This is a genomic window from Geomonas anaerohicana (assembly GCF_016458305.1).
Classification (GTDB): domain Bacteria; phylum Desulfobacterota; class Desulfuromonadia; order Geobacterales; family Geobacteraceae; genus Geomonas; species Geomonas anaerohicana.
Genome location: NZ_JAEMHL010000002.1, coordinates 357,826 through 379,195, shown reverse-complemented (window position 1 = coordinate 379,195; position 21,370 = coordinate 357,826). Strand labels below are relative to the sequence as shown.

Genomic DNA, 21,370 nt, shown 5'->3' with positions numbered 1-21,370 from the left:
CTTATCCGTTAATAACGAATCTTGTTATTTACGTTTATGACCTTATATGTTAATAGTGGCAAAAACTATTAACGGATAAGCCATGCGTAAAACCGACCTCAGCCCTGACCGTCAACAACTGTTGGTCCCCCTGGACTCGCACCCGGGCGCGCTCGCCCTGGTGCCTCCCCCTACCCCCACGCACCTGCAGCTTCCGAATCTGAGAGGCGAAATCGCCAAGGCCCACGAGGCGCTCGGGCGCCTCCAGGCCTCGGCCTCCTCCCTCCCCAATCCAAACCTGATAACCAGGACCCTGGACCGCCGGGAAGCGGTGCGAAGCAGCCAGATCGAGGGAACAAGCTCCGACCTCGATGACGTCCTCACCTTCGAGGCTACCGGCAGCGACGAAGGGCTTCCCCCCGACGTCGTGGTTACCCTGAATTACGTGAAGGCCTTAGAGTACGGACTGGCAAAAGTGAGCCAAAACGGGGTGGGCGCGCTCGACATCGAGCTGATAAAGGAACTGCATGCCCGGCTCATGGATGGCGTCCGAGGTTACGGCAACAAGCCGGGTGAAATGCGCACCCGCCAGAACTGGATCGGGGGATTGAGGATCTACGACGCGAAGTTCGTCCCCCCTCCCCCGGACCGGGTAGAGGAGTGCCTGGAGGACCTGGTGCGCGTGCTCCAGTACGCCCCGGCCGAAGAGGATTTCTACGAGGTGCCACTCGTCATGCGCATGGCCATCGTGCACGCGCAGTTCGAAACCATCCACCCTTTCATCGATGGCAACGGCCGCGTCGGCCGCATCATTCTCCCCCTCATGCTGGCCGCCGAAGGGTATCCCCCCGTCTACCTCGCGGGTTTTATGAAGGCCAACCAAGGTGCTTATTACGAGACCCTTGGAGCAGTGCAGCTTAAGGGGGAATGGACCGAGTGGGTGAGATTTGTGGCCACCGGCGTCGAGGTCGCCTGCCGCGAATCGATGCAGACGGCGCAGGAACTGACCGCCCTTCTGGCTCAGTGGAAAGAGCGGCTTGCTGCCCTGAAACTGCGCGCCGACGCCGCCGCTTACCGGCTCCCGGAACTCCTGATCGGGACCCCGGTGCTGACGGCGACTCACGCGGCCGAAGCCCTGGGTATCACCTTCCCCGCCGCCAACCGGGCCCTGGCGCAACTGCAGGAAACGGGCATCGTGGAGCCGCTGGCCGACCGGAAAAGAAACCGTGTCTTCGTGGCCAAAGAGGTGGTTGAACTCCTGAGCCGCCCCACCCTGCCGGAGAGTTACTGACCTGCTAAGGGGCGGCAGGAGCATGAAAGCATCCACCGCCCCCCTTTACCAGAGCCTCCCTCCCCAAGGAAAGGTTCCCAGAGGACGAAAAAGGCCGGAGTTCTGGCGCATCCGGCTGCACTGCCATACTTATTCAAAACTCTCACCAATCAACTTTTGCAGCGTGCCTATCGGCAGGAACAGCTGCATGGGCTTAACCGGGTTGATAACTACGAACCCGTACCTCTCGTAAAAACGCCTGGCATTCTCGTCCTTGGCGTCAACGTAAAGGCCCATGATCCCAACAGATTCCGCCACCACCGCGGTCCGAACCATCGCTTCCGTCAGGAGGTACTCACCGTACCCTTTGCCTTGCTCCTTTTGCGCCACGGCAAGCCGAGCCAACCGTACAGCGGGCAGTCCGTGCTGCGGTGGATATTTCTTCTGATATGCCAGCGGTACGTCCGCTATGTTCACTTCACAGCTTGTCAGAGAGAAAAAACCTAATATTTTCTCAGGGGCCGCCTCGTCCGTCAGCACGAATGTCCGGCTGATATTCCTGGAACTGGCCTGCCTTGCCATCTTTCGGAGAAAGCTGTTTAACTCAGCGCTGCCACAGTCAAAACTACTTCGATCATGATCGGCGTTAAGAGGTACTATCTTCAAGGAATGCTCTCCTTCTCTTCATCGCCCTCTTAAGAGCTTCATTTGGTTCAGGCGGATTTGCTATCAAATCGAGTACGATTTTGGCAGATTCAAAACTGAGATTGATCGTCCGTTCCCTTTCCAAGACAGCATTTGCTTTATCCAGTGCTGCAGATACTAAAAATTCGTTGATAGTTGATCCGGTTATAGTTGCTGCTTCCTGGATTCGTTCCTGAATTTCGTGTGGCATCCGCGCAGCAAGGCGCGCCTCACGTTCCGGTTTTACTTTAGCCAGTGCAGTTGCCGCTGACATAACACCCCCCCGGAGATCTAGTCTCCCTCTGTACCCTCTCGACTGGGCACTTTCCTTTTGGCCACTCTGGGCACTTTGACTAAGCAACCATACAGCTGTGGCGCCAAATTGGCAACAAAAAAATGGCGTCATTTTGACGCCATCCTCTGCGTCTTTTCTAGTAGGCTTGACTTCGGTCGTGCTCCCCTGCCCCCTCTCCACTTTCGGTGGTACAAGAAATCCTCCTTGGGAGCGGAGTAGCAAAGCCTCTATCATACACGACTCGGCACGAGGTAGTGCCGCTTCGCAGTTTTCTGGAGACGACAACGCTCGTATTGTTGTAGCTGCAAGAAACCCAATATCCCTCTGCTGAAGGGGTAAAGTCCCAAACCGAAACCGCTCCTTTTTCCCCGGTCGGCAGGACCGTAACTTTTTTACTCGGCTCCCCCTCGGAAAACTCCACCGACATCAGAGGATGCTTGCTATCCGGTTCGTAGGCGAGCCACCCCGCAGGCACCGCCCTCGCCTGCTGCTGTACTTCAATAGCGGCAGGGCATTGCACGATCTCCGATGCAAAGGAGACTGCAGGGAGAACCGAAACCATCATCAGGATAAAGCAACGGGCCACGTCCATCCGCTCACCTCTCATTCAATCACAGAATATGCATCTCCGTCGTTCACTCGTTGATTCCCGCCTACGTTCCCTTTGAAGAGAATCTTTCTTTTGCGGATTTTTTGCAAATGGCTCGACTGATCAACGACCCAAATGCCGGAAGCATCCTGTCCGCAATAAAAGGCGGCGTGATTGCCGGTAGCATAGCTTGGGTACCTGCCATTTATGAATGTTGCTATCGCTGTGCCGACCCTTAGCCCGTGATTACCTTTGACTCGGGCGCCTTCCTTCCATTGGGATGTTGGCACCGCAGGCGTGTATTTTTTCACCAGCGATACACACTGCCCTGGGTAATTACCGGCTCCGTCGTCGACCCTTTCATTCCCAACCAACTTCTCTACGTCAGGGTAAATGTATGCCATCGCCCCTCCCGTCACTGCCGTTGTTTGGATGAAAAAAATCAGAGGATAGCAATACTACTCGCCATGTCAACCAGGGGGATAACAGCCGACCCCGAACTCCCAGGCGCCGCTTTAAGATGGGACAGGTGAACTACTCCTTGCGCCTTTTGGGTATTTGCGGGTGTATTTACGGGTGGAGGGGGCGGATGATCAGACAGGAAACTATAACCATCGACGCGACGGTACTGAACCTGGTTTGCGGAACTGGATGAGTTTAAGGGGCGCTGGGAGTTGCTAGGAAAACTCGCTCCGGATGTGCTGCAGTCGCTGCGCCGGGGCAGGGGGACCTGGTACTCGCCCGGACGTTAGGGCACTCCTGCCTGTGCCGTATCGGCATAACTCACGCGATAAAGGAAAGGAGGCCGGTCCGGAAACCGCGAGCAAGTCGCGGCTTCCGGACTGGCCGCGACCGTCAAAGCGGCCGGTACCTTGGTGCCGGCGGCTTTGGTCCAAGCGCCCGCCTTGGCAGTTGCTGAAAACCCGTCGACGGATCAGTAATAGGTCCCTTCAGGCCGCGGGAAGGTATTTTGAAACCGTCCCACCTCGGCCTTGTCGTGCTCGACAATCTTCTTCTCCACCATAGCGTAAAGGTACTCCAGGCGCTCTTTCTCGTTTATGCTTGCCTCACTGAATTTACCGTCCATCCTCTCCCCGAAAACGGCAATAAGGTCGTAGAGTGCGAGCATGTTTTTCTCCAGCACGGCGACTCGGTCCAGAAGTGAATCCGCCTCCCGATTCTGCATTTCGACGAGGCCAATTGCATGGTCAATCAGGTCGTTCACTGAGACATCTTTCTGCCGCGCGATCCGGTTGATTTTTTCCACCAGCTCCCGCTCCAGGCGGGCCGTCAGCATCACCTTCGAGGACATGAACCACCTCCTTTTTCCCGCCGAAGGGGCGCTGGCGGAAAGCTTGCGATTTGGCGCCAGACAAGTGCTCGGCAACGGGTGCCTTTTGCGCATGTTGGCGCCAGAGCTGCTAGCAAAACGATAGCAAACCGCAGCCGTGATAACGGCAGGTTGCGATTTAGCAGGGCCAAAGGCACTGCGTGAGGTGTGAAAAGAAAAAGCCGCCGAGCGAAGCGAGGCCCGTCGTCTCTCTCAACTCACCGCTCGAGCTTCCATCCGCCTTTCCTGGTAAGAGAAAGTTCCAGCTGCCGTCCGACCTCCTTCACGGCCGGAGTCGTGACGTTTTGTGAGCGCGGCAAAACCGGAGCCGGCGTCACCTTCGCCGCCTCGTTCTCCAACTTGAGCTTCACTTGCAGGCGCCCGATCTTCTCCCCCAGATTCTTAAGCTGCTCCACCCGTTCCGGCCCGTTCAACTGAGGGCTCTTCGTCCTCGCCCTGTCAACCTCGATCATGGGATTCAAGGTGGAACTCTTCACGTCCACCTGCTGCACCGCCTGAGTAAACCTTTCCATGGAATTGGTGAAGACCCTCGTCTCGAACCGGGCGCGGGTGAGTGCCACGTTGAGCTCGTTGTACGTCGAGCGACCCAGTGGTTCCACCGTCACCTTCTCCCCCTCCCCGTCCATGCCACGACTCTCGGGCTGCAGGCGCATGGGAGCGTACATGATGCTTTGATCTACTGTTGCGCCCTGGCTCTTGTAGATAGTGACCGCGTAGGCATGGTCAACGAAGCTATATTTACTCAGATCGATCTCCACATCCCGCCCGTCCAGGTCGAGGCGCATGCGCCCCGATGCATCCACCTCCCGGACCACTCCAATGGTGCCGTTCTGGAGCTTTAGCTTCGAATCATTTCTGAGCAGCACCACCCGGTCGCCGACGGCGAAGTTTCGCTCCTCTTCGCGAAAGACGGTGGTGCGCCCGGACATCTCGGCGGCGGGGAAATTCTTACACACGTTTTTCGTAACACCGCCATCCTCCCCTTTCGAGGTAACAAAGCTGTAGCTCACCTCCACCTGATTGCTGTTTCGGTCCAGAGAGGTCACCGTCCCCTTCGTGTTCAGGCGCGCCCCCCAGGGTTCCACCCCGCCATCCTCCCGGGTTCTGCCGTCGAAGTGAACGGCGTCCCCCACGCGGTACCCCTCCACCGTCACCCCCTGGCGCACCGGCGAGAGCACGGGAAAAGTCTTCCCGTCCCCTATCTCCCCGGCTTTCACCCGTGCCTCGCGGATCTCCCGGTTTAGCAGCTTCCGGGACGCGTTGGTCGTTGTTACCAGGATGAGCTCCTGCGGCTGGCCGGCACGCTCCGGCATCGGCGAAGGCTTGCGGCTCTCACCGAGGTAGTAGTCGACCACCTCGCGGTGCAGATCCGCAGGATCCTCCCTGACCACGATCCGCCCTCCCTTCTCGAGGAGAGCCATTGCCTCCCGTGCGTTCTCGGCGAGCGGCCGGTCCTCCCGGTTCAGCGCCTTGGCGATCTGCAAAAGTTCCGGGTTGCGCTGCCTCAGGATCTCGGAGAGGCGGACCTGGTCCACCTCCCCTGCCTCCTGCAACTGAGGCATCAGGTTCCCCGCCTGGATCCCCTGCATCTGCTTGGCATCCCCGAGAAGGTGGAGCTTCACCCGGACCCCGGACGCCCGCAGTTCATCCATGACGGACAAGAGCGAGTCCGCCTGCCTGGCTCCCAGGAACCCCGCCTCGTCCACCCGGAACACCACCTGCCCCGACGCCCCCTGCGGCATGAGTTTTTTTTCACCCGCGACCACTACCATGGGCGGCTCCCCGTTCGCCCTCTGTAGGGCAAATTTGGAAGCCGGATTGGCCTTCTCGAAACTGTGGAGGGTGCAGGCGGGCCTCCCGGTGGCGTCGGCGAGTTCCTTGGCCGCCTTCGCCGTATAGGCGAGGTTCACCGAGAGGTGATCCTCCCCCCGGGGGCGCAGCACCTCCTCGTTGAAGCGCTCCACGAACTTGAGGGTCGATGTCTTGGCCGTGCCGGGGTCTCCCCTGGTGACGAGGCAACCCCGCTCCCCTGCGATCTCCAGGCGCACCTCGCTACGCTGCCCTTCGGTGAGCTTTCGCTCCCCCGCCAGGAAGCGCTCCACCTCGTCCGCCGGGGCAACGCTCCTGAACTCGGGGAGCGCCTTGATCCGCTCAAGGTTCCTCGCTTCCAGTTCGACCATCTCGGCCGTGGTGCAGAATTCCCGCCCCCTGTGATCCTGGCCGAGCCGTACCAGCCCGGGGGTGCCGCCGTCGATGGCCGCGTTCAGCTCGTCGACCCCATGTTCCCCCCCCGAGACGCGGACGGCCTGGTCCAAAAGCCTCGCCCGCTGCAGCACCGCCTCGTGCTCGGTCATCTCCCGCACGGCTACATCCACCACCCGCTCGGCGGGGACCGGTTCCAGTTGGGGAATAGACACTGCACGTGCCTGCTCCACCTCCCCCGTCACCTCCCCCATTGTGGTGCCGCAGGCCGTAAAGCCGTTCTCGAAGAGCCGGTCCACGTCCTCCTTCAGGATCTCCCGTTTGGGATCGCGGGTCTCGAGCGCAGCCATCTGCCAAAGTCGTCCGTGCGAGACGCCGGGAAACGCCCCTGAGGCGGTCCAAGCCTTCACCTGCTCCTTGATCTCTTCCCGTCGTGACGAAAAGTGCTCAACCAGCGTGCGCGGCACCCCGGACAGATGCAGATACATCCTGTCACGATCCTCCACCTCGACCCCGAAACCTCGCGCCCTCAGCTCCACGGCCAGCGCCTGTCGGTACAACAGCCCCAGGGAGAGCTGGTCTTTGTAGATCCGGTCCGGCTCGTTCGCACGCCATTCCCCGCCGAGGATCCTGGTGGCGTTGATGATGAAAACGTGCGAGTGAAGCTGCGGGTCAATGTTCCGGGACGTGGCGTGGTCGAACTTTGCCGCCACCATCATCTCCCCGCTCCTCACCACCCCCGAGGGGCGATAGTGGCAGTAGTGCTTCTCCATGTGGCGTAAAACTGAGGACACCGCCGCATCGTGGGCCTCCTTCATCCCCTCCACCCCGGCAACGTAGGCGATGGAAACGGACTTGGGGGCCGAGAAAGTGCAGTCGTTCCCGGCCCGGCGCGTCTCCGCGACCTCCCCAGTCGCAGGGTCGCGCATAGGCCTGCAGCGCACCAACACGCTGCCGCCAGGCGCTTTCCCTGAACAAAGGGCGCGAAACTCCTCTTCCCCGACCGGGCCGGAAAGCTCAAGGGCCAAAGCCCCCGAACCGCACCAGGAGCTGCAGCCCTCCTCCATACCTTGGATGTAGTAGTCCTCCCTGGAGAAGTAACTCGTTGCCTGCCCAGCAGCCATCCCTTCGGATAGGGACATCATGGTGACCTCCGCCCGTGTCGCATCGGCTTCGTCACAGGGTAAGGCAACTCTGCGATCTTTCAACTCAACAAGAAGAAATTTTACATTGATCGGAATTAACTAGCATGTTAGCCTGCGGCACGTGCTGCGACGTAAAGAGCGGAGCAGAGCCTTATTATCGCAGTCTTAAGGGTGCCTGGTGCTGCCGCTTCTAATACCTAAGTTCCTTATATAGGGAGCTTGAACTTGTTATTTGGATAGGTACAAGAAGCTTATATAGGCAGCCGGTAACCTGTATAGGGGTCTTTTCTAACCGGTCAATGACAATGTTGGAGAAATTATGGGTTTGTGCGGATTGTGCAGAAAGTACTCCGAACTAAAAGACAGTCATCTTATGCCTAAATCCCTTTACGGTGCTTTGAGAAATGCTTACCCAGAGAGCGGTCATGATCTTGTCTTCGCCAGAAAAAGTACTAAAACAGCTGGTTTTACAGACTATCAAGTTAAAAAACCTTTCCTTTGTGCATGCTGCGAAGACCGTTTTAGTAAATTTGGTGAGAATATAGTCGCTCCGGAGTGTCATCGTGGAAAAGGAAATTTTACGCTTCTTGATAAGATAAAAGTTGCCAAGGCAGAATTTATTCAAAATGAGGAGAGATGGATTAGCCCACAAAATTGTGGAACCATAGAGTCCAGCGCATACTTATACTTCGCTGTTAGTATTATTTGGCGAGCCTCTGCTGGTGATTGGGCTGATGGACTTGAGCTTTACCATGGTGCATTGGGGGAAAAATACCAAGAGCGTATTCGACGCTACTTATTAGGTGAAACTGATTGCCCGAAAAATATCTATCTCGCTGTATATGTTGATAATGATAACGACCTGCTACCATTAATGTCCTTTCCAGTGGTTAATAATAAAAGTGGCTATCACCATCACATATTTTACATCCCTGGCGTTAAGTTTTCTTTAGTTATAGGTTCGAAGGCTGATGGTGTAAAAGAACTATTTGAACAATCACAGACAAATATTTACTTTATTGAATATTCCTTTAGAAAGCATCCTGATTTCAAACTATTTCAACGAGAGACAAAGTACGGGCTAACCCCAAAAGGACGGTTAGCTAAAGGACTTTCTAGAGAATGAATAAAGGTGTCAGTAAGATCAGCTAATGCTAGCTGTCAGAAAACACCAACTCGCGCCAGACCGGCCTAAAGGCCGCCGGTCAGGCTTAGGCGTTGGAAAAAACTATCATAGTCAATTATTGGCAGTAAGGAGCGTAGAAAATGGCTGATGTGGCGTCTGTCCCTGCTTGGGTTCCGGTGGTTTCTGCACTCGGTGGCGGACTTGTTGTCGGTGTTTTAAATGTTCTCAATAACTGGTTGAATAAAAAATTTGAGGAGAAAAAGCACCACAAAGAACTGATGTTAAGTTTGGCCGTTGAACATTGGAAACAGTCAAAGGACCTTTTTATACAAAGTGTCCACAACGGAAGACGTGCATCTCTCCAGCCGCTTGACACCTATATTATTCATATGATGAAGTTAGCAGAGGTTTTAGGTACAGAAATAACAAAGGATGAACTTGTCTTTAAGCTCAAAGAGGTTGATGAGGTTATGAGTGTAGTGGAGAATTATCATCGAGCTAAGGATGCACCACCATGGGAGGAGAAGCAAACACCTCACTCGACATGGCAGGAGTAGCTGGGAAACCCATAACTGAAACGACGGGAAGTATTTGACAATTAGCACTCCGAGAAGTCTTTGAACTACGTATTATAGGGGCAATATAAAGGGCGAGGCCGTTTGTAGAGGGTCGGTAAGAGTAGCCAGTTCCGGTGTTATTTCGACAAAAATTAGAAAGGAGTAGCTATGAGCATTATGAACAACCATCTTCTGTCTGCAGTCGGAAGTTTCGGTTTGGGAACTGCGCACTCTATGGTCATGAAGGCTTGGCGCGAGTACCAGCGTTGTGTAAATGCCGGGTCGGACGATGACCACCGCGATGCTGCAATCAACTGCGCCATTACGCTGTGGCATCTAAATGACTGGGTATGGAATGGGATAGCTGTCTCAGCCCGCGACAAGTTGGAGGTGAAACAGCTATTGGGTGTGACTGGCCGTCGACTTGAGAAGGACGATCTTGTTAAATGGGCCGTGACCTCCTGCCCAGAGTTGAAAGTCTGTCAATCCATCTGCAACGGCACGAAACATGTTGTATGTTTGGGAATCACGGAAGCGCGTCTGACGCCAGCCGATGTTCAAAAACCGGCTGAGGAAGGAAAGGTTTTAGGTCGCCTCGAAATCGTAGATGCTGGAGGCGTGCGTGATGGAATCCAAGTGCTATATAAAGGTTTCGAGTTTTGGCACCACCATGCAACCAACGACAATGTATTGCTATAAGGTACTACAGTTACGCGGTGAGGTGTGCCACCTCTGGTGCAGGCATTGAATAGACGAGAACCCGGACGAACGAACCCCAATCAGGCAACAGCAGCGGCTGCGACCTGCGTCGCTGCTCTACTAGGGCATCAGGTTTTATATATGTGAGAACAAATGACGGAATCAGAGAAAAAAGAAATTTCAGAGATTATAAAGCGCATTCTTGTTGGAAATTATCAACACAATGACATAAGGCTCTTACTCATCGCAGTTCGAGACCACACTAAGAATGAAATCATCCGGGAACTCGGCAATTTCGTAGCCCACCCCCAAAGAAATCAGGGGCTGATGCACGATCGTGTTTTTAGATATTACGACCAACTCGCCTCAGCGCTACAATCAGGTTCACCGACACTCGATGTAGAACTACCAATTACCGAAGACATAACGATATTTAATTTGATCCATGTTCTACTTGACCTATTTCCAACACTGGAAGTCTACATCAATCGATTAGGTGAACAGGCAAATGGAATCCAAATTAGTGTTATGTGCATACTTCAAGGAGCTTCGTTTCACCGGAATGGTGTAAATGTACCCTTACGTTGGGGGGTTGGTGAAAATAGTAACTTTTGCCTCTTTGCAAACTTCCAAAGTAAATATTTACAAAATTCTGGTGACGTCTCAGTAATAATTCTTGAAAGCAGTGTAAAGCTTACAGAGGCAAACATGTTGCAAGAGCCGCCGTTTGGTTGCTACGTTCGTGATGGACTAGCTACAGTTCATATGCTCTGGTAAAAAACCTAACAGTCGACAGCGGTTGCCTGCTGCACCTCATTACCGTATCGAAAGGATAAATCAGGGGTAAGCTTGTGGGATGTTTGATTACTTTCTCGACGGATTTCGCTCAAACATTTATAATCAAAGTGGATGTGAGGAGTTTATAGTTTTGCCAACTCACCTCACCATTTTCGGAAGCGAACCCACTCAACTAATTAATTTTTTATAATACAATATGGGTAACTACCGTCTGCTACAACTAAACACCTTATGTAATTTAAGGCACTTGAGTGTGAAGCCGTAATCCCATGCGCTCCGCCATTAACCGTTTCACACCGTTCCAAAGTGTAGCTAAACCCGCCAAATTGGCGGGTTTTTTATTTTTCAAGGTTCCTTATCCGTTAATAACAAATCTTCTTATTTACGTTTATTGGCTTCATTCGTTAATAGCGTCAATGACTATTAACGCATAAGCCATGCGTAAAGCCGACCTCAGCCCGTGACCGTCAGGGGGGCATGGCGGGAGATGTGATCGAGATCCTGAGCGGCCCCATGTTGCCGGAGCAGTTCTGACGCGACTGGTGAAACGGACAACCTGGCGACTTCCAAACGTTCACCAGTAAAGAAAAGAGAGGGCCAACAGCCCTCTCTTTTCTTGTGCTACCAAATCTGCACCGAGATGTTGCGAGCCCATTTATGACTTCGCGGTTTTTTGCCGGCCCTCGTCCTGGCGCCGGCGCGGCTTCCGGAGCGTGGTGGGCGGAAAGACAGCCAGGCGCCCCAGAGCCTCCCGCACCAGGTCGGAGATGGTCATGTTCTGCCCGTTCAAAAGGCGCAACAGGAACTTCCGTTCGGCATCGGTGATCCGGACCGAGATGATGTAGCGCCTGCAATCAAGGTCTCCACAATCGTTCATACTTCCCCCACAAGCCGCAGCGCCTTCTCCCGCACGCTCAGATGAACTGCAGCATATGTCCCATTTTCTCCCGCTTTGCGCGGAGGTATTCGATGTTGTTACTGCCGGGTGCGACCTCCAGGGGGACGCGCTCGACGATGTCTATGCCGTACCCCTGCAGACCGACCAGTTTCTTCGGGTTGTTGGTCATGAGCCGGATCTTCTTGAGCCCCAACTGGGCCAGGATCTGCGCCCCGATGCCGTAGTCGCGCATGTCGGCCTTGAACCCAAGGGCCAGGTTCGCCTCCACGGTATCCTTACCCTGGTCCTGCAGCGCGTACGCCTTCAGTTTGTTGGTGAGCCCGATGCCGCGCCCTTCCTGCCGCATATAAAGGATCACCCCCCTCCCCTCCGCTTCCACCATCTCCATGGCATGGTGCAGCTGATCGGCGCAGTCGCAGCGGACACTGCCGAACACGTCGCCGGTCATGCATTCGGAATGGACCCGTACCAGGACCGGCTCGTCACCGGAGAGGTCCCCCTTGACGAGGGCGATGTGCTCGAGGCGGTCGACGTCGTTCTCGAAGGCGACGGCACGGAAGGAGCCTGCCTTGGTCGGCAGCGCTACCTCCACGGAGCGCCGCACAAGGGACTCGTGCCGCAGTCGGTGGGCGACCAGGTCGGCGATGGTGCAGATCTTGATGCCGTGCTGCAGCGCGAAGCGCTTCAAGTCGGGCATCCGGGCCATGGTGCCGTCCTCTTTCATGATCTCGCAGATGACGCCGGCCGGTTCCAACCCGGCCAGTCGCGCGAGATCGACCGAACCCTCAGTCTGCCCGGAACGGACCAGGACGCCGCCCTCCCGGGCGCGCAGGGGGAAGATGTGCCCCGGCCTCGCCAGGTCCGAGGCCTGCGCGTCGGGCGCCACCGCGGTCAGTATGGTGCGGGCCCGGTCCGCCGCCGAGATGCCGGTGCTTACACCGGAGCGCGCCTCGATGGAGACGGTGAACGCGGTGCCGAAGGAGGAGGTGTTGTCCCGCACCATGGGAGGGAGCGCCAGATGGTCGCAGCGGTCAGCGGTCATGGTAAGGCAGATGAGGCCGCGCCCGAAGCGGGCCATGAAGTTGATCGCCTCGGGGGTTACGAACTGGGCGGCCATGGTGAGATCGCCTTCGTTCTCGCGGTCCTCGTCATCCACCAGGATGACCATCCTGCCGGCCCTGATATCTTCGATCGCTTCTTCTATGCTCGCCACGGACATGACACCCTCCTTGACTGTTGGCACCGGTTGAGAGTCGCACCACGCGCAGGGAAGCCAGGAAAACCCTGCGCGTGGTGCTGTGGTCCCAGGCACTAGTCCCGAGCCATTTCGGAAATCGTTACTCGTGTTGCCGGAAGGCGGCATCTCCCCCTCTCGCTCCGGGAGAGGGTCCGCTCCTCCCCCCGGAGGGGGGAGGCTGGGTGGGGGGCATCAGACGCCCCCAGACGTTCCCCCTCCCTAACCCTCCCCCTCCGGGGGAGGGAACATTGGGAAGGTCAGAGTACCGTTACGCCGCGCGCAGCTTCTCCGCGAGGACCGGGGCCAGTTGCAGCACGTCGGCTACCACCATGACGTCAGCGGCCTCGCTGATGGGGGCTTCCTTGTCCTTGTTGATGGCGACGATGAAGTCGGATTTCTTCATGCCGGCCAGGTGCTGGATGGCGCCGGAGATGCCGCAGGCGACGTACAGCTTGGGCGACACGGTCTGGCCGGTGGTGCCGACCTGGTGGCTGTGCCCGACCCATCCGGCGTCGACCACAGGGCGGCTCGCGCCGAGCTCGCCGCCAAAGGCCTTGGCAAGTTCAGCGATGACGGCGACGTTCTCCTTCTTGCCGACGCCGCGGCCGGCGCTGACGATGATCTCCGCGCGTCCCAGGTCGACCTCTTTCTTCTCGGCCGGCTCGTAGCCGACGAACTGCAACGCGGAGCTCCCCTGGGAGATCTCGATAGCCTCAACCTGCGGGGCGCCGGACTGCTGGCCGGCATAGTTGAAGGCGCCGGCCTGGACGGTCAGGACGGCGCGCGCCCCTTTCGGGCTCACGGTGCGACGCAGCTTGCCGTTGCACAGGCTCACTTCCAGCTTGCCGTCAACGATGTTGACGACCTCGGACACCTGCCCCACCCTCAAGGTCGCGGCCACCCTGGGAGCCAGGTCCCAGCCGTAGGAGGAGTGCGGGAAGATGATGTAGTCGGGGTTCTCCTTGAGGACCGCGGCGACCACGATGTGCTTGTGCAGCTCGGGGCTGTACTCACCGTATTTGTCGACGTCGGCCAGGTACAGCTTGGCGGCCACCTGCGGGGCCTGCGCCTCCTTCCCCACCAGGACCAGGCTCACCTCCGCCCCCAGACGTTCCGCGAAGGCCACCAGCTCGTAGCTGGTATCCAGTAATTTTCCTTCCCGCTGTTCACAGACAAGCAGTGCTTTCATGGCTCACCTCCTTATTTCATGACCGTGGTCTTTTCCTTGAGAATGCCCAGCAGGCGATCGGCGATGTCCCCCAGATCCCCTTCCAGGACAATGCCGCCGCCGCTCTTCACCGGCGGGTAGAGCTTCTCGGTGCCGGTCGCGGCCTCCTCTTTCAAGAGGCTCGCAACGGGTACCAGCTGCAGCTCCTTCTTCTTCGCCTTCATGATGTTGGGCAGGGTCGGGTAGCGCGGCACGTTGAGGCCCAACTGGCAGGTAACCAGCGCCGGTACCGGGACCTTGACCACGCTCTTGACGCCCCCCTCCAGCTCCCTCTTCGCGGTGACCACGCCGTCGGCGTACTCGAAGCCGACCAGGGTGCTGGCGCAGTTGTGGCCCAAAAGTTCCGCGACGGTGACGCCCACCTGCGCCGAGCCGCGGTCCTGCGACTGCATCCCGGTGAAGATGACGTCGAAGTTCTTGTCGCCCGCGTAGGCGGCGATGATGTTGGCGATCTGCCACGGGTCCTTGCGGGCGCTGTCGTTGTCCTGCACCTGGACCGCCTTGTCGCACCCCATGGCGAGCGCCTTCTTGAGCGCCTCGCCGACGCGGTCGGCGCCGATGGAGAGGACGGTGATCTCGGGCTGGTTCCCCAGCTGCTCCTTGAGCTGCACCGCCTGCTCGACGGCGTACTCGTCATACTCGTTCATCCTGTAGGCCAGGTCGGCCTCGTCGTACCAATCCCCCGTCCCGTTCACCTTGAAGCGGGATTCCATGTCCGGTACCTGTTTGATGCAGACTAGAATGTTCATGTGCGCCTCCCTATCGGTCGTTTAATGCCTCGGCCATTACCTCTGCGATGTCCCTTACCCGTACCTTCTCCGCCCCCTGGTCCTTGAGCCCGTCCTCCAGCATGGTCATGCAGTAGGGGCAGCTGACGCAGATGGTGTCGGGTTGCTGCTTGAGGGCTTCCTTGACCCGTTCGTGGTTGATCCTCGCTCCGGTCTGTTCCTCCATCCACATCCTGCCGCCGCCAGCGCCGCAGCAGAAGCCGTTCTCGCGGTTGCGCTCGAAGTCGCCGGGGACCCCGCCGGTGGCCGCCTCGATGACGGCGCGGGGTGCCGCGTAGGTGTCGTTGTGGCGTCCCAGGTAGCAGGAGTCATGGAAGAGCACCTTCCCCTGCCCTGCCTTCTTGGGCGCCTTGAGCCTGCCGTCGCCGACCAGTTGGGCGATCAGCTCGCTGTGGTGCACCACCTCCAGCTCGACGCCGTACTGCCTGTAGTCGTTCTTCAGGGTGCTGAAGCAGTGCGGGCACGCGGTGACGATCTTCTTCACGCCACGCTCGCGGAACATCGCCGCGTTGTCGCGCGCCATCTTGTCGAAGACGAATTCGTTCCCCAGGCGCCGGACGCTGTCGCCGCAGCAGATCTCGTCCTTGCCCAGGATGCCCCAGCTGATGCCGGCCCGGTCCAGGGTGGTCGCCAGGGCGAGCGTGGTCTGCTTGGCGCGGCTGTCGAAGGAGCCGGCGCAGCCGACGAAGAAGAGATATTCCGTCTCCCCCGGTTTGAAGCTGCGCTCACCGAGGACCGAGATCCACTTGCCGCGCTCGGAGGGGGCGATGCCCCAGGGGTTGCTGCGCTGCTCCATGTTCTCGAAGAGGTTCAAAAGCTCTTCCGGGAACCGGGCCTTTTCCTGCACCAGGTGCCGGCGCATCTTGACGATCTTGGGGAGGTGCTCGATGAGGACCGGACAGACCGAGAGGCAGGCGCCACAGGTGGTGCAGTCCCACAGCGATTCCTCGCTGCTGGTCCCATCCCCCTTGGGTCCGATGAGCGGCTTGCCACCCTTTTCCAGCAGGTTCACCTTGACGTCGTGGACGACGCGGCGCGGATTGAGGGATTTCCCCGTGTTGTGCGCGGGACAGAGGTCCTGGCAGCGTCCGCATTCGGTGCAGGAGAAGGAATCCAGCAGGTCCTTCCAGGAAAACTGCTCGACGCCGCTGACACCGAACCGGTTCCCCATCTGGAACTCCTCGCGCGGCGGGACCGCCGGATGATCGAGGTTTCTGAAGTAGCAGTTGGGGATGGCGGTCAGGATGTGCATGTGCTTGCTGCGCGGCAGCAGGTTGAGAAAAAGAAGCAACACTATCGCATGCGCCCACCAGGAGACCGAAGCGACGCCGTCCAGTGTTGCTGCAGGAAGACCCTGCAAGAAAAAGGAGACCGCCCGTGAGACAGGCTGCCACGTCTGCGACCCGGGGGCGAGGCGGGCCGCGTTCATCAGGAAGTACGCCGCCATGAGCGTCGCGATCATCCCGAGGATGAGCAGCGCCTCGCCGCTGCAGGGCTTGGTGTAGTCGTTGCCGAGATACGACGGCGCGAAGAAGAGCCTGCGCGCCAGTGCCACGAGGACGCTGACGAGCGCCAGCAGCGACACCAGGTCGAAGGCGAGTTCGAGCGGGTGGCGGACCGCTTCCGGCAGGGCGGAGAGCCCGCTTCCGGGGAAGAGCCCCTGCCACAGGAAGTCGGCGTTGGCGACCAGGAGCAGCAAGAAGGCCCAGAACAGCACGAAGTGGTTCACGCCGAACGGGCGGGACAGAACGCGCCTCTGGCCGAAGGCGTAGGAGAAGACCCCGGCCAGGCGCTCGCCGGGGCGGTCGAAGCGGTTCTCGGCGGCGCCGGCGGTGACCAGTTGCAGGCGCTGGTAGCAGCTGTAACAGAAGGTCAGCACGGCGACGAGCAACAACGGCATGAAGTACGGGTGGCTTTGCATGTGATACCTCGCAAGCGGTTGATGGGACTGGCCCCGCAGGCGCCTGTCCCCTTACAACTGTCGGTCAAACGGCGAGCCGGTCGGGGAGTCTCCCGCCGCGCTGCTCTTTCATGGTGCGCACCCTCTTGGTCAGGGCCGGCACGATCTCGAACACGTCACCCACGATGCCGTAGGTGGCGACCTGGAAGATGGGGGCCTCGGGGTCGCGGTTGATGGCGATCACCACGTCGGAGTCCTGCATGCCGACCAGGTGCTGGATGGCGCCGGAGATGCCGCAGGCGATGTAGATCTTTGGGCGCACCGTCTTGCCGGTCTGCCCGACCTGGCGGCTGTGCGGCATCCACCCGGCATCGACGGCGCTCCTGGAGGCGCCGACCACGCCGCCAAGTTCCGCGGCGAGCTCGTGCAGCATGGCGAAGTTCTCCTTCCCCATCAGGCCGCGCCCCCCCGAGACGATGATCTCGGCCCCGGCGATGTCGATGTCCTTGCCCCCCTTGTCGCTGATGGACTCGATCACCTTGGCGAGCACGTCCTCCTCACGCAGGTCGTACTCCTCGTTGACCACGACGCCGGTCCGCCCCGGGAGCCGTTCCGGCATGGCCATCACGTGCGGGCGCACCGTCGCCATCTGCGGGCGGAAGCGGTCGCACATGATGGTCGCCATGATGTTGCCGCCGAAGGCCGGGCGGGTCTGCATGAGGTTACGTTTGTCGTCGATGCCGAGACCGGTGCAGTCGGCGGTGAGGCCGGTCTTCACCACGGTGGCGACCGCGCCGGCGAGGTCGCGCCCCTGGCCGGTGGCGCCCATCAGGATGACCTCGGGCCTGTGCTTGTCGATCAGGTGGCAGAGCGCGTCGCAGAAGGGCTTGGTGCGGTAGTTCCCGAACACCGGCGCGTCCAGCACGATGGCCTGGTCGGCGCCGTAGCTGAAGGACTCTTCGCAGAGCGCGGCGACGCCGTGGCCGATGATCACCGCGGAGAGCGGCACCTGGAGCTGCCGCGCGAGGTCCGCGCCGGCGCCGAGCAACTCCCAGGAGACCTTGGCGACCTCCCCCTCGAACTGCTCGATGAAGACCCAGACGCCGCGATAGGTGGCCAGCATCTCGCGCAGCTTCTTTTCCGCGGGATCGAGCTCCTCCCCGGCCGCGCCGTGCTGCGCCTCCCACTGTTTGAGAAGCTCCAGCTCTTCCGGCGTATAGAACATCTCCAGGGCCCCGGCGGCGCAGACCTTGACGCATTTCGCGCAGCCGATGCACTTCTCGGCGTGGATGGAAGGCTCCCCCGCATCGTTCATGAGGATGCCGCTTACCGGGCAAGAGCTCTCGCAGCGGGCGCCGCAGGCTATGCACTTGCCGGCGACCAGGCGTGCTATGCCGCGCGGCTTCTTGATCTTCTTGCTGTCCATGTCAACTCCTTGCAGGCTAGATCGCTAACAGGTCTTTGCTGAGCATCTTGTCGAGCAGCAGATGGGCGGTGCCGACGGGATCCTTGATGCCGTCGCCGATGATCTCCCCCTGGTCACGCTCGGGAGAGAAGATCTTGCTGACCCAGGTCGCCGACCCCTTGAGTCCGACCGTCTCGACGTCCAGGTTGAGCACCTGGTTGTCCCACACGGTGACCTCGGTCAGTTCGGCGGACAGACGCATCGGAACGGTTGGGTAGCGGGGCCGGTTCAGCTCCCGCACCGCGGTGATCACCACCGGCAGCGGGGCCTCGACGATCTCGTGCCTCCCTTCCAGCTTTCTCCGGACCCGGATCCTCTTCTTGTCGAGATCGAGCCATTCGATGCGGTCGACGAGGGTGAGCTGGGTGAAGCCGAGGCGGGTGGCGATGCCGGGGCCGACCTGGGCAGTGTCGCCGTCGATGGTCTGCTTGCCGCAGAAGACGATCCCCACTTCCTCCTTCTGCGCGAGACGTTCGATGGCCGAGGCGAGCACCTGGCTGGTGGCCAGGGTGTCGGCGCCGCCAAAGGCGCGGTCGGAGAGGAGGATGGCCTGGTCGACCCCGAGGGCGCACGCCTTTTTCAGGGTGGCGACCGTGTTGGGCGGCCCCATGGAGATGGCGACGGAGCGAAGGCCGTAGCGGTCCTTGAGCGCCAGCCCCTCTTCGAGGGCGTGGGTGTCGTAGGGATTCACGATGAAGGGAATCCCCTCCCTCACCAGGGTGTTGGTGACCGGGTCGATCTTGACCTGGGTGGTGTCCGGCACCTGCTTGATACAGGAGATCACGAGCATGACCTTCTCCTTCGCTTTGACTGCGGGTGAGCTGTTGGTTCGAGTAAGGGGACGGGGGAAGATGCCATCAGTTTCAGCTGACTTGCGGCTTCACCCACCCCCCTGCCCCCTCCCGTCAAGGGAGGGGGTGGTCGGTGCTAGACGGCGGCTGCGGCGGCCGCGGGGGCGGCCACGTAGTGGTGCGTGTTCTTGACGCCGGGACGATAGATCTTCATGAGCGCCTGGGCCATCTCTGCGGGGGTCGCGGCGACGCTGATGCCGCAGGACTCAAGGACGGCGACCTTCTCGGCGGCGGTGCCCTTGCCGCCGGAGATGATGGCGCCGGCATGCCCCATCCTCTTGCCCGGGGGGGCGGTCCGGCCGGCGATGTAGGCGGCGACCGGCTTGGTCATGTACTCCTTGACGAAGTAGGCTGCCTCTTCCTCGGCGTAACCGCCGATCTCGCCAATCATGATGACCGCCTCGGTGTCCGGGTCCTCCTCGAACATCTTCAGGCAGTCGAGATGACTGGTGCCGTTCACCGGGTCGCCGCCGATGCCGACGCAGGTGGACTGGCCCAAACCATAGCCGGTCAACTGCCAGACCGCCTCGTAGGTGAGCGTGCCGCTCCTGGAGACGACGCCGACCTTGCCGGGCTTGTGGATGTAGCCGGGCATGATGCCGATCTTGCATTGCCCCGGGGTGATGATGCCGGGGCAGTTGGGGCCGATGAGCCTGGTGCTTTTCCCCTGCATGAACTGCTTCACCTTGACCATGTCGAGGACCGGAATCCCCTCGGTGATGCAGCAGACCAGTTCCAGCCCAGCATCGACCGCCTCCATGATGGAGTCGGCGGCAAACGGCGGCGGGACGTAGATGACGCTCGCGGTGGCGCCGGTTTCGCGCACGGCGTCGGCGACGGTGTTGTAGACCGGGAAGCCGTCCACCGTGGTCCCCCCCTTGCCCGGGGTGACGCCGCCCACCATCTGCGTGCCGTACTCGCGGGCGCCCTGCGCGTGGAAGAGGCCGGTGGCCCCGGTGATCCCCTGGGTGATCACCTTGGTGTTCTTGTCGACCAGGATGCTCATGCTCTACCCCCTTTGGCGGAAACGGCCATGATGATTTTCTGCGCGGCGTCAGCCATGCCGTCGGCGGCCACGATATCGAGCCCGCTCTCGGCGAGGAGCTGTTTGCCCTTCTCGACGTTGGTCCCTTCCAGGCGCACCACCAGCGGTACCTTGAGGGATACCTGCTTGGCGGCCTGGATGACGCCGGTGGCGATGACGTCGCACTTCATGATGCCGCCGAAGATGTTGACCAGGATGCCCTCGACGTTCCTGTCCGAGAGGATGATCTTGAAGGCCTCGGTGACGCGCTCGATGGTGGCGCCGCCGCCGACGTCCAGGAAGTTGGCCGGATCGCCGCCGTAGTGCTTGATGATGTCCATGGTCGCCATGGCGAGGCCGGCGCCGTTAACCAGGCAGCCGATGTTGCCGGTGAGCGAGATGTAGGAGAGGTCGTGCTGGCTCGCTTCGATCTCGTTGGCGTCCTCCTCGTCGAAGTCGCGCATGTCGCCGATCTGCAGGTGGCGGAAGAGCGCGTTGTCGTCGAAGCCGAACTTCGCGTCCAGGGCGAGCAGCTCGCCCGCGCCGGTCACGACCAGCGGGTTCACCTCGAGCAGCGAACAGTCGCAAGCGATGAAGGTGGTGTAGAGCGCCTCGAACATCTTGGCCGCCTTGCCGATCTGCTTTCCTTCCAGGCCCAGGGCGAAGGCGAGCTTCCTCCCCTGGAACTGGGTCAGCCCTACCAGCGGCTCGATCTTCTCGGTGAAGATCTTCTCCGGCGTCTTGGCCGCCACCTCCTCGATGTCCATCCCCCCTTCGGTGGAGGCCATCACGGTCACCTTCGAGGTGGAGCGGTCCACGACGAGGCTCACGTAGAGTTCACGGGCGATGTCGCAGCCGTTCTCAACCAGCACCCGGTGCACCACCTTCCCTTCCGGACCGGTCTGGTGCGTCCTGAGCGTCATGCCCAGCATGTCGCGGGCGATCATCTGCACCTCGCTGGAGGTCCTGGCCAGCTTGACGCCGCCCCCCTTGCCGCGCCCGCCGGCGTGGATCTGCGCCTTGACCACCCAGGGCCCCTCACCGAGCCGCTTGGCCCATTCCCTGGCGCTGGCGCCGTTGTAGCAGACGTGACCGTCCGGTACCGGCACTCCGAATTTCCTCAGTATCGCTTTGGCCTGATACTCGTGAATGTTCATCCCTTTTATCCTCCCGGGCGCGTGGCGCCTCCTGAACTCGCCTGCCGCGCTCATCGTCAGTTGCCTCAAGGTCCCCGTGCCGTTTGCGGCGGGGGCGCTGCGTTCCTATTGGCCCCTGATCATGGGG

At 59.7% G+C, this 21,370-nt stretch carries 20 protein-coding genes; 5 read left to right on the top strand and 15 right to left on the bottom strand.

Annotated elements, in window-relative coordinates; genetic code table 11:
* The first annotated feature begins 82 nt into the window (after nucleotides 1-82).
* Nucleotides 83-1,270 carry a Fic family protein gene (locus JFN91_RS05005; RefSeq protein WP_199388098.1) on the top strand — a complete coding sequence of 396 codons (1,188 nt, stop codon included), beginning with the start codon at nucleotides 83-85 and terminating at the stop codon, nucleotides 1,268-1,270.
* Between the two features lie 129 nt (nucleotides 1,271-1,399).
* On the opposite strand, the gene JFN91_RS05000 is transcribed toward JFN91_RS05005, so the two are convergent.
* The 6 genes from JFN91_RS05000 to mobF all read right to left on the bottom strand — a co-directional run bounded on the left by JFN91_RS05000 (nucleotide 1,400) and on the right by mobF (nucleotide 7,515).
* Nucleotides 1,400-1,915 carry a GNAT family N-acetyltransferase gene (locus JFN91_RS05000; RefSeq protein WP_236014964.1) on the bottom strand — a complete coding sequence of 172 codons (516 nt, stop codon included), beginning with the start codon at nucleotides 1,913-1,915 and terminating at the stop codon, nucleotides 1,400-1,402.
* Complete coding sequence (locus JFN91_RS04995) at nucleotides 1,896-2,207, bottom strand: type II toxin-antitoxin system TacA family antitoxin (protein WP_199388097.1); 312 nt, start codon at nucleotides 2,205-2,207, stop codon at nucleotides 1,896-1,898. The genes JFN91_RS05000 and JFN91_RS04995 overlap by 20 nt, the downstream gene beginning before the upstream one ends.
* Before the next feature lie 157 nt (nucleotides 2,208-2,364).
* Nucleotides 2,365-2,820 (bottom strand): STY0301 family protein, encoded by a 456-nt coding sequence (locus JFN91_RS22475; protein ID WP_407932146.1) that lies wholly within the window; start codon nucleotides 2,818-2,820, stop codon nucleotides 2,365-2,367.
* 11 nt (nucleotides 2,821-2,831) lie between these two features.
* Entirely contained in the window at nucleotides 2,832-3,221 is a 390-nt protein-coding gene (locus JFN91_RS04990; RefSeq protein ID WP_199388096.1) for a BPSL0067 family protein, read from the bottom strand.
* A 530-nt stretch (nucleotides 3,222-3,751) separates the two neighbouring features.
* Nucleotides 3,752-4,129, bottom strand: coding sequence for a hypothetical protein (locus tag JFN91_RS04985; RefSeq protein WP_199388095.1), 378 nt, complete (start codon nucleotides 4,127-4,129; stop codon nucleotides 3,752-3,754).
* A gap of 236 nt (nucleotides 4,130-4,365) precedes the next feature.
* Nucleotides 4,366-7,515, bottom strand: a complete 3,150-nt coding sequence (gene mobF, locus JFN91_RS04980) for a MobF family relaxase (RefSeq protein WP_199388094.1) — start codon at nucleotides 7,513-7,515, stop codon at nucleotides 4,366-4,368.
* A 319-nt stretch (nucleotides 7,516-7,834) separates the two neighbouring features.
* Between mobF and JFN91_RS04975 the strand changes: the two genes are divergently transcribed.
* The 4 genes from JFN91_RS04975 (at nucleotide 7,835) to JFN91_RS04960 (ending at nucleotide 10,674) form a co-directional block, all read left to right on the top strand.
* Nucleotides 7,835-8,641 (top strand): hypothetical protein, encoded by an 807-nt coding sequence (locus tag JFN91_RS04975; RefSeq protein WP_199388093.1) that lies wholly within the window; start codon nucleotides 7,835-7,837, stop codon nucleotides 8,639-8,641.
* Nucleotides 8,642-8,781: 140 nt separating this feature from the next.
* Nucleotides 8,782-9,198 carry a hypothetical protein gene (locus JFN91_RS04970; protein WP_199388092.1) on the top strand — a complete coding sequence of 139 codons (417 nt, stop codon included), beginning with the start codon at nucleotides 8,782-8,784 and terminating at the stop codon, nucleotides 9,196-9,198.
* A gap of 168 nt (nucleotides 9,199-9,366) precedes the next feature.
* A complete protein-coding gene (locus tag JFN91_RS04965) occupies nucleotides 9,367-9,897 on the top strand; it encodes a hypothetical protein (protein ID WP_199388091.1) in 531 nt (176 codons plus the stop codon).
* A 153-nt stretch (nucleotides 9,898-10,050) separates the two neighbouring features.
* Nucleotides 10,051-10,674: a hypothetical protein gene (locus JFN91_RS04960; RefSeq protein WP_199388090.1), complete on the top strand. Its 624-nt coding sequence runs from the start codon at nucleotides 10,051-10,053 to the stop codon at nucleotides 10,672-10,674.
* Between the two features lie 676 nt (nucleotides 10,675-11,350).
* Here JFN91_RS04960 and JFN91_RS04955 read toward each other — a convergent pair.
* From JFN91_RS04955 to sucC, 9 genes are all read right to left on the bottom strand, one after another.
* Entirely contained in the window at nucleotides 11,351-11,572 is a 222-nt protein-coding gene (locus JFN91_RS04955; protein WP_199388089.1) for a hypothetical protein, read from the bottom strand.
* Between the two features lie 37 nt (nucleotides 11,573-11,609).
* Nucleotides 11,610-12,812 (bottom strand): bifunctional 3,4-dihydroxy-2-butanone-4-phosphate synthase/GTP cyclohydrolase II, encoded by a 1,203-nt coding sequence (locus JFN91_RS04950; protein WP_199388088.1) that lies wholly within the window; start codon nucleotides 12,810-12,812, stop codon nucleotides 11,610-11,612.
* 286 nt (nucleotides 12,813-13,098) lie between these two features.
* Nucleotides 13,099-14,019 carry an electron transfer flavoprotein subunit alpha/FixB family protein gene (locus JFN91_RS04945; RefSeq protein ID WP_199388087.1) on the bottom strand — a complete coding sequence of 307 codons (921 nt, stop codon included), beginning with the start codon at nucleotides 14,017-14,019 and terminating at the stop codon, nucleotides 13,099-13,101.
* An 11-nt stretch (nucleotides 14,020-14,030) separates the two neighbouring features.
* The gene (locus tag JFN91_RS04940; protein WP_199388086.1) at nucleotides 14,031-14,807 is read right to left on the bottom strand and encodes an electron transfer flavoprotein subunit beta/FixA family protein; all 777 of its coding nucleotides are present in this window, start codon (nucleotides 14,805-14,807) and stop codon (nucleotides 14,031-14,033) included.
* Nucleotides 14,808-14,817: 10 nt separating this feature from the next.
* On the bottom strand, nucleotides 14,818-16,767 hold the full coding sequence (locus tag JFN91_RS04935) for a (Fe-S)-binding protein (protein ID WP_199388085.1): 1,950 nt from the start codon (nucleotides 16,765-16,767) through the stop codon (nucleotides 14,818-14,820).
* A gap of 64 nt (nucleotides 16,768-16,831) precedes the next feature.
* Entirely contained in the window at nucleotides 16,832-18,172 is a 1,341-nt protein-coding gene (locus JFN91_RS04930; protein WP_199388084.1) for an electron transfer flavoprotein subunit alpha, read from the bottom strand.
* Nucleotides 18,173-18,188: 16 nt separating this feature from the next.
* Nucleotides 18,189-19,001 carry an electron transfer flavoprotein subunit beta/FixA family protein gene (locus JFN91_RS04925; protein WP_199388083.1) on the bottom strand — a complete coding sequence of 271 codons (813 nt, stop codon included), beginning with the start codon at nucleotides 18,999-19,001 and terminating at the stop codon, nucleotides 18,189-18,191.
* 137 nt (nucleotides 19,002-19,138) lie between these two features.
* The gene (sucD, locus tag JFN91_RS04920) at nucleotides 19,139-20,068 is read right to left on the bottom strand and encodes a succinate--CoA ligase subunit alpha (RefSeq protein WP_199388082.1); all 930 of its coding nucleotides are present in this window, start codon (nucleotides 20,066-20,068) and stop codon (nucleotides 19,139-19,141) included.
* Nucleotides 20,065-21,243 (bottom strand): ADP-forming succinate--CoA ligase subunit beta, encoded by a 1,179-nt coding sequence (gene sucC, locus JFN91_RS04915; protein WP_199388081.1) that lies wholly within the window; start codon nucleotides 21,241-21,243, stop codon nucleotides 20,065-20,067. The genes sucD and sucC overlap by 4 nt, the downstream gene beginning before the upstream one ends.
* Nucleotides 21,244-21,370: the final 127 nt, after the last annotated feature.